At 68.0% G+C, this 14255-nt stretch carries 14 protein-coding genes; 9 read left to right on the forward strand and 5 right to left on the reverse strand.

Going from position 1 to position 14255, the window contains the following annotated elements:
- Positions 1–54 precede the first annotated feature (54 nt).
- Both ACP7C5_RS11210 and ACP7C5_RS11215 read right to left on the reverse strand, forming a co-directional pair.
- Complete coding sequence (locus tag ACP7C5_RS11210; protein WP_426264310.1) at positions 55–1587, reverse strand: ABC transporter permease/substrate-binding protein; 1533 nt, start codon at positions 1585–1587, stop codon at positions 55–57.
- A complete protein-coding gene (locus tag ACP7C5_RS11215; protein ID WP_426264311.1) occupies positions 1584–2363 on the reverse strand; it encodes an ATP-binding cassette domain-containing protein in 780 nt (259 codons plus the stop codon). Before ACP7C5_RS11215 ends, ACP7C5_RS11210 begins: the two co-directional genes overlap by 4 nt.
- A 148-nt stretch (positions 2364–2511) precedes the next feature.
- Here ACP7C5_RS11215 and ACP7C5_RS11220 point away from each other — a divergent pair, with 148 nt between their 5' ends.
- Positions 2512–3315, forward strand: a complete 804-nt coding sequence (locus ACP7C5_RS11220) for an SDR family oxidoreductase (RefSeq protein WP_133191546.1) — start codon at positions 2512–2514, stop codon at positions 3313–3315.
- Here ACP7C5_RS11220 and ACP7C5_RS11225 read toward each other — a convergent pair whose 3' ends face one another.
- Complete coding sequence (locus ACP7C5_RS11225) at positions 3316–3609, reverse strand: 4a-hydroxytetrahydrobiopterin dehydratase (protein ID WP_133191545.1); 294 nt, start codon at positions 3607–3609, stop codon at positions 3316–3318. It abuts the gene before it with no gap.
- Between the two features lie 50 nt (positions 3610–3659).
- Here ACP7C5_RS11225 and ACP7C5_RS11230 point away from each other — a divergent pair, with 50 nt between their 5' ends.
- The 4 genes from ACP7C5_RS11230 to ACP7C5_RS11245 all read left to right on the forward strand — a co-directional run bounded on the left by ACP7C5_RS11230 (position 3660) and on the right by ACP7C5_RS11245 (position 8523).
- On the forward strand, positions 3660–4073 hold the full coding sequence (locus ACP7C5_RS11230) for a metallopeptidase family protein (RefSeq protein ID WP_426264312.1): 414 nt from the start codon (positions 3660–3662) through the stop codon (positions 4071–4073).
- A complete protein-coding gene (gene ccmA / locus ACP7C5_RS11235) occupies positions 4070–4654 on the forward strand; it encodes a heme ABC exporter ATP-binding protein CcmA (protein ID WP_426264313.1) in 585 nt (194 codons plus the stop codon). The genes ACP7C5_RS11230 and ccmA overlap by 4 nt, the downstream gene beginning before the upstream one ends.
- Positions 4651–5295: a heme exporter protein CcmB gene (locus ACP7C5_RS11240; protein ID WP_426264314.1), complete on the forward strand. Its 645-nt coding sequence runs from the start codon at positions 4651–4653 to the stop codon at positions 5293–5295. Before ccmA ends, ACP7C5_RS11240 begins: the two co-directional genes overlap by 4 nt.
- Positions 5296–5427: 132 nt before the next feature.
- Positions 5428–8523, forward strand: a complete 3096-nt coding sequence (locus ACP7C5_RS11245; protein ID WP_426264315.1) for an efflux RND transporter permease subunit — start codon at positions 5428–5430, stop codon at positions 8521–8523.
- Positions 8524–8547: 24 nt separating this feature from the next.
- Here the strand turns inward: ACP7C5_RS11245 and ACP7C5_RS11250 are convergent, their stop codons facing one another.
- Positions 8548–10242, reverse strand: a complete 1695-nt coding sequence (locus ACP7C5_RS11250; protein WP_426264316.1) for an AMP-binding protein — start codon at positions 10240–10242, stop codon at positions 8548–8550.
- A 66-nt stretch (positions 10243–10308) separates the two neighbouring features.
- On the opposite strand from ACP7C5_RS11250, the gene lgt reads away from it, so the two are divergent.
- From lgt to pgeF, 4 genes are all read left to right on the forward strand, one after another.
- Positions 10309–11211: a prolipoprotein diacylglyceryl transferase gene (gene lgt, locus ACP7C5_RS11255; RefSeq protein ID WP_426264317.1), complete on the forward strand. Its 903-nt coding sequence runs from the start codon at positions 10309–10311 to the stop codon at positions 11209–11211.
- Positions 11212–11318: 107 nt separating this feature from the next.
- Positions 11319–12404, forward strand: coding sequence for a class I SAM-dependent methyltransferase (locus tag ACP7C5_RS11260; RefSeq protein WP_426264318.1), 1086 nt, complete (start codon positions 11319–11321; stop codon positions 12402–12404).
- Positions 12401–12910 carry a GNAT family N-acetyltransferase gene (locus tag ACP7C5_RS11265; RefSeq protein WP_133191540.1) on the forward strand — a complete coding sequence of 170 codons (510 nt, stop codon included), beginning with the start codon at positions 12401–12403 and terminating at the stop codon, positions 12908–12910. The genes ACP7C5_RS11260 and ACP7C5_RS11265 overlap by 4 nt, the downstream gene beginning before the upstream one ends.
- On the forward strand, positions 12907–13671 hold the full coding sequence (gene pgeF, locus ACP7C5_RS11270; protein WP_426264319.1) for a peptidoglycan editing factor PgeF: 765 nt from the start codon (positions 12907–12909) through the stop codon (positions 13669–13671). The genes ACP7C5_RS11265 and pgeF overlap by 4 nt, the downstream gene beginning before the upstream one ends.
- Before the next feature lie 121 nt (positions 13672–13792).
- Here pgeF and ACP7C5_RS11275 read toward each other — a convergent pair whose 3' ends face one another.
- Positions 13793–14173 (reverse strand): VOC family protein, encoded by a 381-nt coding sequence (locus ACP7C5_RS11275; RefSeq protein WP_426264320.1) that lies wholly within the window; start codon positions 14171–14173, stop codon positions 13793–13795.
- Positions 14174–14255: the final 82 nt, after the last annotated feature.

Consider the following 14255-nt stretch of genomic DNA (forward strand, 5'->3'; position numbering starts at 1 on the left):
CGCCCGTTACGTCCCCACCCCAACCTCGCCCCTGAAGGGGAGGGGCTAAGCACGCTACAACCCGACCTTGCGCTCCAGCCACCGCGCCGCGGCATCGGGCGTTGCCTTGTCGGCATCGCGATCGACCTGGTAATTCGCCGCGCGCATCGCCTCGACCGGGATTCGCCCGACCATCGGCTGCAACGCCGCAACCAATTTCGCATCCTTCGCCCGCCCCGGCGCGACCATCAGGATCGCGTCATACCCCGGAATCGCATGGCGCGGGTCGCTCAGCACGGTGAGATGCTGCGCCGCGATCCGCCCGTCGGAGGAGAAGGCCGAGATCACATCGGCCTGCCCGCTCGCCAGCGCCTGGTACATGAAGGTCGGGCTATAGGCGTGCGACGCGCCGAACTTGAGCGGATAGGCGCGCTGCACCGCCGCCCATTCGGGCCGCTCGAGAAATTCGAGATCGGCGCCGAGCGTCAGCTGCGGCGCGACGCGCACGAGATCGTCGAGCGATGCGACGCCCCTCGCCTTGGCCGCCGCGTCCTTCATCGCAAAGGCATAGGCATTCTCGAACCCGAGCGCGCCGAGCAGCCGGACCTGCGCCGTCTTCGCCGCCCAATCGCCGATCGCCGCGACCATCGCGGGACGTGCCGGGATGTCGCGGCGCTTCATCTCGTTGGTCCAGATCGTGCCCGCGTAATCGACATAAACGTCGATCGCGTCGGTCTTGAGCGCACCGAACACCACCGCCGAGCCGAGCCCATCGCGATATTGCACATGATAGCCCGCGCGCTCGAGCCGGTGCCCGATGACGCGCGCGAGGATATATTGCTCGCCGAAATTCTTCGCGCCGATCGTGATCGTATCGCCCGAACGCGGCCACAGCGGTGTCAGCGCGAGCAGCACGCCGACGAGCAGCACGCCGCTCGCCGCCCACACTCGGCCACGCTTGCGCTGCGCAATGCCGCGCTCGATCAGCCCGAGCAGCGCATCGACCGCAAGCGCCAGCGCCGCCGCGCTGAGGCAACCCGCGAGCACCAGCGCCCAGTTCTGCGTCTGGAGGCCGGCAAAGATCATGTCGCCAAGGCTCGGCTGCCCGACCGTCGTCGACAGCGTCGCGGCACCGATCGTCCACACCGCCGCGGTGCGGATCCCCGCCATCAGCACGGGCGCGACGAGCGGCGCCTCGACCAGCCGAAGCTTCTGCCACGATGTCATTCCGACGCCGTCAGCCGCCTCGATCACCGCCGGGTCGAGCCCGAGCAGTCCGGTCACGCCGTTGCGCAGGATCGGCAGCAGCGCATAGAGCGTCAGCGCGAGCAGCGACGGCAGGAAACCGAGCGCTGGAATCCCGCCACCGACCAGCCCCGACACGAACAGCAGCAATGGATAGAAAAGTGCGAGCAAGGCAAGGCTCGGCACGGTCTGGACGAGGCTCGCAAAGCCGAGCGCCACGCGCGCGACACCGGGCTTTCGCGCCGACCAGATCGCCAGCGGCAGGCTGATCGCGAGCCCGAGCAGCAACGCCGACGCGGCCAGCAAAAGATGCGCCGCAAGCAAAGGCGGCACGCGCGTGAGCGCTTCGACGAACGGGCTCATGCGCCTTGCTCCAGCGCCTGCAGCTTCCGCGCTTGTTCGCGCGGCACCGCGACCAGCGCCGCGGCGACCGGCCCGCCCTCGCCCGCAAGCAGCGCCTTTGGCGTGGCATCGGCGACGATCCGCCCCTTGTCCATCACCAGCACGCGGTCGGCGAGGATCAGCGCCTCGGCCATGTCGTGCGTCACCATGATCGTCGTCAGGCCGAGCCGGTCGTGCAGCTGCCGGATCGCGCCGCCCAACTGGTCGCGCGTCACCGGATCGAGCGCGCCGAACGGCTCGTCGAGCAGCAGCAGCCCCGGCGCGGTCGCGAGCGCGCGGGCGACGCCGACGCGCTGGCGCTGCCCGCCCGACAGCGCATCGGGGCGGCGTAGTGCGAATTCGCGCGGCAGTTCGACCAGATCGAGCAATTGGGCGACGCGTTCGGCATGCATCTTCTCGCCAGCCAGCCGCAAACCGATCGCGATGTTTTCGCCCACCGTCATATGCGGGAATAGCCCGATATTCTGGAAGACATAGCCGATCCGCCGGCGCAGCACGTGCGGCGGTTCGTCACCGACGCCCACGCCGCCGATGCGGACCTCGCCCGCGCTCGGTGCGATCAGGCGATTGATCATCTTGAGCAAGGTCGATTTGCCCGATCCCGAGCTGCCGACCAGCGCGACGAAGCTGCCGCCCGCAATCTCGACCGACACGCCGTCGACCGCGATCGTCCCGCCGGCATACGCTTTGGTGACACCATCGAAGGCGACGGCGGGGCCGGGGGACTGGACTGACATCGCACGCTTTGTGCGGGAGCTTTGCGGGAGCGTCAAACCTTGGTTCGCCCGGGCTTGTCCCAAGCGCCCGCGTATCGCACACTCGCCGCCAACGCTTGAGCGGCCCGGGCATGTCGGGACGAAACGGGCATGACGGATAGGATGCAACATGACCGACACCACAAAGGCGATCTTCATTACTGGCGGCGGTTCCGGGATCGGCCAGGCGACCGCCAAGCTGTTCGCGGCGCGCGGCTGGCGTGTGGGTCTTGCCGACGTCAACACCGCCGGGCTCGCCGCCACCGCCGCGATGCTGCCCGCCGGGATGGTCGAGACCTATACGATGGACGTTCGCGACCGCGACGCGTGGGTCGCGCACCTCGACGCCTTCACCGCGACGACGGGCGGCCGGCTCGACGTCTTGTTCAACAATGCCGGGATCGGCTCCGGCGGCCCGATCGCCGAGATGAGCTTCGACGATCTCGACCGCGTCGTCGCGATCAACCTCGTCGGCGTGCTCAACGGCGCGAAGATCGGCTACCCCTATCTCGCGCGCACGCCGGGCTCGTGCCTGCTCAACACCGCGTCGGCGTCGGCGATCTACGGCTCCTCGGGCCTGCCGGTCTATTCGGCCACCAAGTTCGGCGTCCGCGCGCTGACCGAGGCGCTCGACGGCGAATGGTATGGCGCCGGGATCAAGGTGCGCGATCTCGTCCCGAGCTTCATCGACACGCCTTTGCTCGCGACGCCCGCGGGCAACAGCAATTACTCGATCAAGCAAGTCGTCACCAACGCCGGGCTCGAGCTGACCAACGTCGACAAGGTCGCGCAGGCGGCGTGGGATGCGGTCCACGGCGACAAGGTCCACACCTATGTCGGCAAGACCGCCGACAAGATGGCGTTCGCCGCGCGCTGGATGCCGGGCAGCTTGCGCAAGCGGATGCGCCGCGGGACGATCGGCTCAGCCCAATAATCAGCCAAGTAAAGCGTCGATCGCCTCGGCCAGCGCCACGTCCTTGTGCGACAATCCGCCGGCGTCATGCGTGGTGAGCAGTACATCGACGCGGTTCCACACGTTCGACCATTCGGGATGGTGATCGGCCTTCTCCGCGAGCAGCGCGACGCGCGTCATGAAGGCGAACGCCTCGCTGAAATCGGCGAAGGTGAAGCGCCGCGTGATCGCGTCGCGCGCCTCGTCATAGTCCCATTCGTCGAGCGTATCGAGCGCCTCTGCCCGGTCGTCTTCGCTCAGCGGTTCAACGTGCACGCTTGCTCTCCTGCTGGCGCACGGCGCGCCTTCGCCGTAAGGCATAGCCAATGCCGCACGCCGATCAACCGCGTAACCCGCCCGACGCCGCCACGATCGAAGCGATCGCGCGCGCGACGATCGCCGGGCTCCCCGCCGAGTTCCGCGCACACCTCGGCGATGTCGTGCTGATCGTCGAGGATCTCGCCGATGACGAGACGCTCGACGCGCTCGGCATCGCGCATCCGCTCGATCTGACCGGGCTGTATCACGGCCGCCCGGTCGGCGAGAAATCGTCGATGGACAGTGGCGGCCTGCCCGACCGGATCCATCTCTATCGCCGCGCGATCCTCGACGAATGGATCGAGACCGGGGTCGATCTCAACGCGCTCGTCGCGCACGTCACGATCCATGAGATCGGGCATCATTTCGGTCTGTCCGACGACGACATGCACGCGCTCGAGGATTCGGCGGGCGCGGCGTGACGCCCGTCTTCGCCTTTCGCGACGTGGCCTGCGTCCGGGGCGGGCGGATGCTGTTCGAACACGTCTCGTTCGCCGTCGCGCCGGGGGGCGCGGTGCTGGTGTCGGGGCCGAACGGGGTCGGCAAGTCGAGCCTGATCCGCATCGCGGCGGGCTTGCTGCGGCCGGCCGATGGCGCGGTTACCGTCCCGCCGCACCGCGCGCTGATGGCCGAAGCCGCCGCGCTCGACCCGGCGCGACCGCTCGCGGCGGCACTACACTTCTGGGCGACGCTCGACCCCACAGCCGCGAGCGCGACCGAGCGCGTCGCAAAGGCGCTCGAAGCCGTCGGGCTTGCCGCGATCGCCGCGGTCCCGGTGCGCCTCCTCTCGACCGGGCAGCGGCGCCGCGCGGCGCTGGCGCGCGTCGTGGCGAGCGGTGCGCCGCTATGGTTGCTCGACGAGCCGGGCAACGGCCTCGACGTCGCGAGCGTCGGCCTGCTCGAAGCGCTGATCGCGACGCACCGCGCCGCTGGCGGCGCGGTCGCCGTGGCGACGCATCTGCCGATCGCGCTGCCCGATGCGATGCCGGTCGTGCTCGGATGAGCGGCCTGCTCGCCCTCGTCGCGCGCGACGTGCGGATCGCCTGGGCAAGCGGCGGGATCGTCAATGCGCTCGCCTTCTTCCTGCTCGTCACGATCCTCTTTCCGTTCGCGGTCGGCCCCGACTCGGCGTTGCTCGCGCGGATCGGCGGCGGGGTGATCTGGGCGGCGGCGTTGCTCGCCGCGCTGATGCCAGTCGAGCGACTGATCGGCCCCGATGCCGAAAGCGGCGTGCTCGACCAAATGTCGGTGCGCGGGTTCAGCATGGCGGCGGTCGCCACCGCGAAGATCGCGGCGCACTGGCTCGGCTTCGGTCCGCCCTTGATGGTCGCCACGGTGCTGGCCGCCGGACTGCTCGGCTTGCCGGCGGAGACGCTGGCGGCGGTCGAGCTCGGGTTGCTGATCGGCACGCCCGGCCTCGCGGCGCTCGCGGTGGCGACATCGGCGCTGGTCACCGGGTTGCGCGGGGCAGGCGCGGTCGCGGGGCTGGTGATGCTCCCGCTCGCGGTGCCGCTGCTGATCTTCGGCGCAGGCTCGATCGAAGGCGGCGTGCAGGCGGTCAAGCTGCTCGGCGCGGTGAGCCTCGTGCTGCTCGCGGGTGCGCCGTTCGTCGCGGGCGCAGCGATGCGCGGAAGCATGGAATAATTCGCGCGCTGAACACCTGACAGCGTTCACTGCAGATTTCGCTATGTGTTGCTGATATAGTACACTATAGCGCAGGCGATCCTAATCGCACGGAATGCCGGCCATGCTCACCCCAATGATGTCGTACCGCCTGTGAACTTCCGCAACATCTCGGCCTGGTCGATCCGCAACCCGATCCCGGCGCTGGTGCTGTTCGCGATGCTGACCGTCGCGGGCATGGTCAGCTTCGCGCGGATGCAGGTCAACGACAATCCCGACATCGATTTCCCGGTGGTGATCGTCTCGGTCAGCCAACCCGGCGCGGCGCCGAGCGAGCTCGAGAACCAAGTCACGCTCAAGATCGAAGCCGCGGTGCGCAGCCTCGCCGGGATCGACCAGATCAACTCGACCGTGTCGGAGGGCCAGTCGACCACCGTCATCCAGCTCGCGATCGGCACCCCGATCGACCGCGCCGTCGAGGACGTCCGCGGCGCGGTGCAGCAAGTGCGCAGCGCATTACCCGACGGGATCCTCGAGCCGCAGATTTCGCGCGCCGACACGACCGGCAACGATCTCGCGAGCTATGCCGCGATCGGCACCGACATGACGATCGAACAGCTCAGCTGGTATATCGACAATACCGTGGCGAAGGAGCTGCTGTCGGTCCCCGGCATGGCCAATGTCGATCGCAACGGCGGGGTCAATCGCGAGATCCGCGTGATCCTCGATCCGCTCAAGCTGCAGGCGCAGGGGCTCACCGCGGGCGACGTCAATCTGCAACTGCGCCAGATCAACCTCAACGCCGCGGGCGGGCGGGCGCAGATCGCGGGATCGGAACAGGCGGTCCGCGTGCTCGGCAACGCCCGCACCGCGTCCGAGCTCGGCCGCACGCTGATCAGCGCGGGCAACGGGCGGACGGTCAAGCTCGACGATCTCGGCGTCGTGCGCGATCTCTATGCCGAGCAACGCTCTGCCTCGGCGCTCGACGGGCGACCGGTGCTGAGCTTCGATTTCCAGCGCGCCAAAGGCGGATCGGACGTGTCGGTGTTCCACGGCGCCGAGGCCAAGCTCGCCGCGCTCGAGAAGCGCTTTCCCAAGGTGCATTTCAAGCTGATCTTCAACCAGGTCAAATATACCGAGATGCAATATCACTCGGCGATCGACACGATGATCGAGGGTGCGGTGCTCGCGGTGATCGTCGTGTTCGTCTTCCTGCGCGACTGGCGCTCGACCGTCATCTCGGCACTCGCGATCCCGCTGTCGGCGATCCCGACCTTCTGGGTGATGGACTTGATGGGCTTCACGCTCAACGGCATCAGCCTGCTCGCTTTGAGCCTGGTTGCGGGCGTGCTGGTCGACGATGCGATCGTCGAGATCGAGAATATCGTGCGCCACATGCGGATGGGCAAATCGGCGTATCAGGCGGCGATCGACGCCGCCGACGAGATCGGCCTCGCGGTGCTCGCGACAACCATGGCGATCGTCGCGGTGTTCCTGCCGGTCGGGCTGATGCCGGGGATTTCAGGACAGTTCTTCAAGAACTTTGGCCTGACGATCGTCGTCGCGGTGCTGATGAGCCTCGCCGTCGCGCGTCTCATCACGCCGATGATCGCGGCCTATTTCCTCAAGGCGCAAGGGAGCCATGCGCATGGCGAGGGGCGGATCATGGACGTCTATATGGCGGTGCTGCGCTGGACGCTGCTGCACCGCTGGTCGGCGGTGGTCGGCGGGATGGCGGCGCTCGCGCTGACGGTGGTGTGCGCGGGCGCGCTGCCGATGACCTTCCAGCCCGACCAGGACAACGATGCCTCGACCGCGACGATCGAACTCGTCCCCGGCTCGACGCTCACGCAGACGCAAGCCGTGGTCGATCAAGTCGCGCAGCTGCTGAAGCGCCAGCCCGATGTCGAAACGACCTATCAGCGCGCAAACGTCGGCAGCGGGCGAGTCACCGCGATCTTCAAGCCCGGCAAGACGCAATCGAGCAACGCGTTCGAACGCGCGCTCGCCCCACAGCTCGCGCAGATCGCCGATGCGCGCGTCGCGTTCCGCTCGAACAATGGCGGAAGCAGCGGGCGCGATTTGTCGATCACGCTGGCGGGCTCGGACCCCGATTTGCTGCGCAAGACCGCGGTGACGCTGGTCGGCCAGATGGGCCGCCTCCCGACGGTCACCGCGCCGCGCATCATCGGCGACCTGCAGCGCCCCGAAATCGTCATCACGCCGCATATGGATCTCGCGGCGAGCATGGGCGTCACCACCGCGGCGCTGTCGAGCGCGATCCGTGTCGCGACGCTCGGCGACATCGACCAGAACAGCGCCAAATTCTCGCTCAGCGACCGGCAAGTCCCGATCCGCGTCGCGCTCGACCAGAATGCGCGCACGCGGCTCTCGACGATCCAGAATTTGCCGGTGCAGACCGCGAGCGGCGGCTCGGTCCCGCTCGGGCTGCTCGCCGCGATCAGCTTCGGCGCGGGGCCGACCAAGATCGAGCGCGTCGCGCAGCAGCGCCAGATCACGATCGGCGCCGATCGCGCGCCGGGCGTCGTCAGCGGCACCGCGATGGAGCAGATCAACGCGCTGCCGATCCTGCGCAACCTGCCGATCGGCGTCGGCAAGCTGACGCTCGGCCAGCAGAAGTTCGAGACCGAGATGATCAACAATTTCATCGCCGCAGTGGTGTCGGGCATCCTGCTGGTGTTCGCGGTGCTGGTGCTGCTCTATCGCCGAATCCTAGCGCCGTTCGTCAATCTCGGCTCGTTGATGCTCGCGCCGCTCGGCGGGTTGCTCGCGCTGCTGGTGACGGGCAACCCGATCTCGATGCCGGTGCTGATCGGCTTGCTGATGCTGCTCGGCATCGTCGCCAAGAACTCGATCCTGCTGATCGATTTCGCGCTCGAGGAAATGGCGAAGGGCGTCGATCCGTTCGTCGCGATCCTCGATGCCGGGCACAAGCGCGCGCAGCCGATTGTGATGACCACGGTGGCGATGGTCGCCGGCATGGTGCCGACCGCGCTGTCGCTCGGCGGCGACGGCTCCTGGCGCGCGCCGATGGGAATCACCGTGATCGGCGGGTTGTTGCTCTCGACCGTGCTGACGCTGGTGATCGTGCCGGCGAGCTTCAGCCTGGCGATGGGGATCGAGCGCTGGATCGGCCCGCGGCTCGGGCGGCGGCTGCTGACCTATCGGCCCGAGGAGACCGCGCTGGCGGTGCGATCGACCACATACCGGCACGCGCAGCTGCAATAGCCGCGGACGCGGCGGCGGCGGGGCTCAGCCCCCCGCCGCCGCGAGCGCGCGATAGGTCGCGCGGAGCGTGACCTTGTCGATCTTCTCGGTACCGAGTCGCGGCAGCGCCTGATCGACGAACCAGATCCTCGCGGGCACCTTGAACGCCGCGATATGCTCGAACAGGAAGGCGCAGAGATCCTCGGTGCTCAGCGCCTCGCCGTCGCGCAGCAGGACAACGGCGCACGGCACCTCACCGAAACGCTCGTCGGCTAGGCCGAACACCGCTGCCTCGGCAACCGCGGGATGCTCGTAGATCGCCGCCTCGACTTCCTGGCACGAGATGTTCTCGCCGCCGCGGATGATGATGTCCTTCTTGCGGTCGACGATGAAGAGATAGCGGTCCTCGTCGAGATAGCCGATGTCGCCAGTCAGGAAATAGCGATCGGCCGTGAACGCCGCCGCGGTCGCATCGGGGCGGCCGTAATATTTGGTGAAGTTGCATACCGAGCGAATCGCGACCTCACCGCGCTCGCCTTGCGCGACAGGCTTGCCGTTGCCGTCGACGATCGCGAGATCGATCAGCGGGAGCGAGGCGCGGCCGGTCGAATTGGGCTTGGCGAGGTAATTGTCGCGGAAATTGCCGCAGCCCGCGCCATTGGTCTCGGTCAGGCCGTAGCCGAGCAGCGGCTTGGGCCCGCCCATCTCCTCGGAGATGCGGCGGACATGCTCGATCGGGCGCGGCGCGCCGCCTGCCGCGAAATCGGACACGCTCGACAGATCGTAGTCGGCGCGCTTCGGGTGCGTCAGGATCTCGAAGCTCATCAGCGGCACGCCGACGAAATAGGTCACCGTCTCGGCCTGGATCAGCCGCATCGCTTCCTCGGCATCCCATTTCGGCATGAGGACGAGCTTGCGCCCCATGGCGAAGCTCTGGAGGAACACCGGCACCTCCGCCGTCACATGGAACAGTGGCACGTTGAGCAAGGTCGCATGCTGCGTCGGCGGCGCGGCGCCGTCGGCGGTCGAGATCGACAGCATGACGAGCGCCTGGACCAGATAATTGTAGACCGCCTGCGTCACCGCGCGATGGTTGCTGATCGCGCCCTTCGACTGGCCGGTCGAGCCCGAGGTGAACAGGATCGTCGCCGAATCGGTCGGCGCGACGCTCGGCAGCGCGGCGTCGCTCGAGCCGAGCAAGGCGGCCAGCGCGACGGCGAGCGGCTGGCTGTCCTCGATCGTCACCACCGCCACCTCGAGATCGGCGATCGCGGCAAGCCGCTTGGTGCGCGGCGGATCGGCGAAGACGAGGCTGCATTCGACATCGGCCATCGCCGCGGCGAGTTCCTCGGACTGCCACCAGCCGTTGAGCAGCGTGGCCACGCCGCCCGCCATCGTGATGCCCATGTAGAGCACGATCCATGACGGCGAATTGCGCATCGCGATCCCGATCCGGTCGCCCGGTGCGACACCGTGGCCACCGACCAGCGTCGCCGCGACGCGCGCCGCCGCGGCATAGACCTCGGCAAAGGTCAGTCGCTCGTCGCCCGCGACGAGGAAGGTCTTGGCGGCATGCTCGTTGCAGTAATGCGCGAAATAGGGCGGCAGCGTCTGCGGCACGCCGGTGATCAGCGGGAGATCGTTCCCGTCGACGTGCACGCTGCCGAGCGCCAGCGGACCGCCTGCGCCCGTCAATTGCGCGAGCGCGGAATCCATCCGTTGATCGAGTTTGCTCGGCATTCGCGCTCTCCACTTGGTCTTATCGCCTGGCGCCATTATAGAGGCGCAAATTCCAGGGGAAAAGCCTTGTTCCTGACTGCCGCCCTCCCCATCGTCGCTGCCGCCACGGCAGGCGTCGATCCGCACCTGCATTTTACCGATCTGCACCTCAATCCGGTCGCGATCGACCTGCATTTCTTTCAGATCAAATGGTATTCGCTCGCCTATATCAGCGGAATCCTGCTCGGCTGGTGGTATCTGCTCAAGCTGATCGCGCAGCCCGGCAGCCCGATGGCGCGGCGTCATGCCGACGATCTGGTGTTCTATGCGACGCTCGGCATCATCCTCGGCGGGCGGCTCGGCTATGCGATCTTCTACGCGCCGCACCTGCTGACCTCGCTCGGGCTGTTCAAGCTGTGGGATGGCGGCATGTCGTTCCATGGCGGCATGATCGGCACGTCGATCGGCATCATCCTGTTCGCGCGATCGCAGAAGCTCGATTGGCTGCGGATCCACGATTATCTCGCCTGCGTGGTGCCGTTCGGGCTGTTCTTCGGGCGCATCGCCAATTTCGTGAACGGCGAATTGTGGGGCAAACCCGCCGACGTGCCATGGGCGATCGTGTTCCGTGACACGGTGCAGACCGGCATGATCGAACCCGCGCGGCATCCGAGCCAGCTGTACGAGGCCGCGCTCGAAGGGATCGCCTTGTTCCTCGTCCTGTGGTTCGCCTTCTGGAAGACCAAGGCGCGCTACGAGCCGGGCAAGCTCGTCGGGCTGTTCCTGCTCGGCTACGGCCTCGCACGCTTCATCGTCGAATTCTTCCGCGAGCCCGATTCGCAGTTCAGCGGAACGTTCTTTGCGACGACGATTCACATGGGCCAGGTGCTGACGCTGCCGATGATCGTCGGCGGGCTGTATCTCGTCCTAACCGCCAAGGGCCGCCGCCACCGCGTCGAGCCAATCGCGGGCGGGCAGAGCGTGGCGTAACGCGGGATCCCTCCCGCATCTTCTTGCTCCCCTCCCGCCTGCGGGAGGGGCCCTTCTTGCTCCCCTCCCGCTTGCGGGAGGGGCTGGGGGAGGGCAGTGAGCAACGCATGACTGCGCCCGATTCAGACTCCCCTCCCCCGCCCCCTCCCGCAAGCGGGAGGGGAGAACTCGCCGACCGCCTCGCCCGCGCGATCACGCTCGCCGGGCCGATCTCACTCGCGCAGTATATGGCCGCCGCCAACGCGCACTATTACGCGACGCGCGATCCGCTCGGCGTGGGCGGCGATTTCACCACCAGCCCTGAAATCAGCCAGATGTTCGGCGAGCTGATCGGCCTGTGGTGCGCCGACCTGTGGGACCGCGCGGGCCGCCCCGACGTCGCATGGGTCGAGCTCGGCCCCGGCCGCGGGACGCTCGCCGCCGATGCGTGCCGCGCGATGGCCAAGGCCGGCTTCACCCCGCCGGTCCATTTCGTCGAGACCAGCCCCGTGCTGCGCACCGCGCAAGCGACGCGCGCACCCGGCGCGACCTGGCACGATTCGATCGACACGCTGCCGAGCGACCTCCCACTTCTGATCGTCGCCAACGAATTCTTCGACGCGCTTCCCGTCCGGCAATTGGTCAAGCGCGCCGATGGCTGGTTCGAGCGGCTCGTCGCCTGCCAGGACACGCTGTTCCTGCCGATCGCGGGCAAGCAAATCCCCGATGCGGTCGTCCCCGAGACGCTGCGCGCTGCGACGCCGGGATCGGTGATCGAGACCTCCCCCGCCAGCGTCGCGATCCTGCGCAGCCTCGCGCAGCGGATCGTCGCGCAGGGCGGCGCACTGCTGGCGGTCGACTATGGCTATGACGGACCCGCGCTCGGCGACACGCTGCAGGCGGTGCGCGGCCATGCGTTTGCCAACCCGTACGAACACCCCGGCGAGCAGGATCTCACCGCGCATGTCGATTTCGGTACACTCGCCGCCGCCGCACTGGTCGAGCGCGCGGCAGTCGCCGGGCCGATCGGCCAGGGCCCGTTCCTCACTGCGCTCGGCATCGACGCCCGCGCTGCCGCTTTGTCGAAGGCCGCACCCGGCCGCGCCGAGCAAATCGCACTCGACAAAGCGCGGCTGACACGGGAAATGGGCGACCTTTTCCAGGTCCTCGCCGTGTCCGCACCGGGTTGGCCCAACCCCGCAGGTTTTGCATGATCACCTATCGCGACGCGCGCACGATCGACGGCCCGGCACTCGCCGCCATGGCGCGGCGCTCGTTCACCGAGACCTTCGGAACGCTCTACAGCGACGCCGATCTCTCGGCGTTCCTCGACGAGGCGTTCGGGCCGAACGGCTTGCCGTCGCAGCTGTCCGATCCCGATTTCACGATCCGCCTCGCGCTCGCCGATGACGAGATCGTCGGCTATGTGAAGATGGGCCCGGTCACCTTCCCCGGCGAATGGCGCCCCGATGCGATCGAGCTCTATCAATTCTACGTGCTCTCGGGCTGGCACGGCCAGGGCGTCGCGCAGGAACTGATGGCCTGGGCGCTCGATTTCTCGCGCGAACACGGCGCACGAGAGGTGATCCTCAGCGTTTATGTCGACAATCACCGCGCGCATCGCTTCTACGAGAAATACGGCTTCGAGGATATCGGGCGGATCGCCTTCCGCGTCGGCGAGACGGTCGATGACGACAATCTGATGCGGCTGGTGCTGTGAGCACACCCGTCGAGGTGATCACCGCGCGGACGCTCGCGGGGGTCGCGCACGGGTTTCTCGGGCGCGTCGGCGGCGTCTCGGGCGGGGTTCATGCCGGGCTGAACGTTGGGATCGGCTCCGACGACGATGCCGCCGCGGTCGCCCAGAACCGCGCGCGCGCGACCGAGGCGGTCGTCCCGGGTGCGACGCTGGTGACGCTCTACCAGATCCACTCCGCCGAATGCGTGACGGTGCGCGGGAGCTTCGACGATGCCCTGCGCCCGCGCGCCGATGCGCTGGTGACCGACCGGCCGGGGCTCGCGCTCGGCATCCTCACCGCCGATTGCGCGCCGGTGCTGCTCGCCGACCGCGCGGCGGGGGTGGTCGGCGCGGCGCATGCCGGGTGGAAGGGCGCGCTCGGCGGGGTGACCGACACGACGATCCTCGCGATGGAAGCGCTCGGCGCCAAGCGCGAGCGGATCGCCGCGGCGATCGGCCCGTGCATCGCGCGCGCGAGCTACGAGGTCGATACAGGCTTCGCGCAGCGGTTCGAGGCCGACGATCGCGCGAACGAGCGCTTCTTCGCCGAGGGTCGTGCGGGGCATTTCCAGTTCGATCTCGAAGCCTATGTCGCGCACCGCCTTGCTGCTGCGGGGGTGATGCGCGTCGCAATGCTCGGGCTCGACACCTACGCTGACGAAGCGCGCTTCTTCAGCTACCGCCGCGCGACGCATCGCGTCGAGCCCGATTACGGGCGGCAGATCTCGATCATCGGGCTGTAGCGGTGTTCTCCCCTTCCCCTTCGGGGGAGGGGCTGGGGGTGGGGCCGTGTCTCACCGAGCGTGGCGCCCGTTACTGCCCCACCCCAACCCCTCCCCTGAAGGGGAGGGGCGTGCCCGGTCATCACCGCGTTCTGAATTCCTCGGGCGTCGTCAGTTGCGCGAGGATCAGCCCGTTGCCATCGGGGTCCTTCAGCATCGTGAAGCGCCCCCACGGCTGCGCGTCGACCGGCGACAGCGGCACGCCCAGCGCGCCGATCCGGGCATATTCGGCATCGACATCGTCGACCCCCAGCATCAATCCCTGCACGCCGCCCGGCGGCATCGCGTCGAACCACGTCACCAGCGCGATCGTCGCGCCACCATCGCTGGGCTGGAGCTGGATCCAGCGCATGCCGGGCCCCATCGGCTCGTCGCGCAGCACCGCGAGCCCGATCACGCGCGTATAAAAGTCCAACGCCGCCGCCGGATCGCGCACCGGCACAGAAACCACCGCAACCGCCATGTCGTGTCCCCCCGTCGCTCCACCGCGCAAATGGTTTCAATTGACACTATCTCGCGGTACACGATCCTACCCTATTTTTAGC

The organism is Sphingomonas sp. PWP1-2 (assembly GCF_049898305.1).
Lineage (GTDB): Bacteria > Pseudomonadota > Alphaproteobacteria > Sphingomonadales > Sphingomonadaceae > Sphingomonas > Sphingomonas glacialis.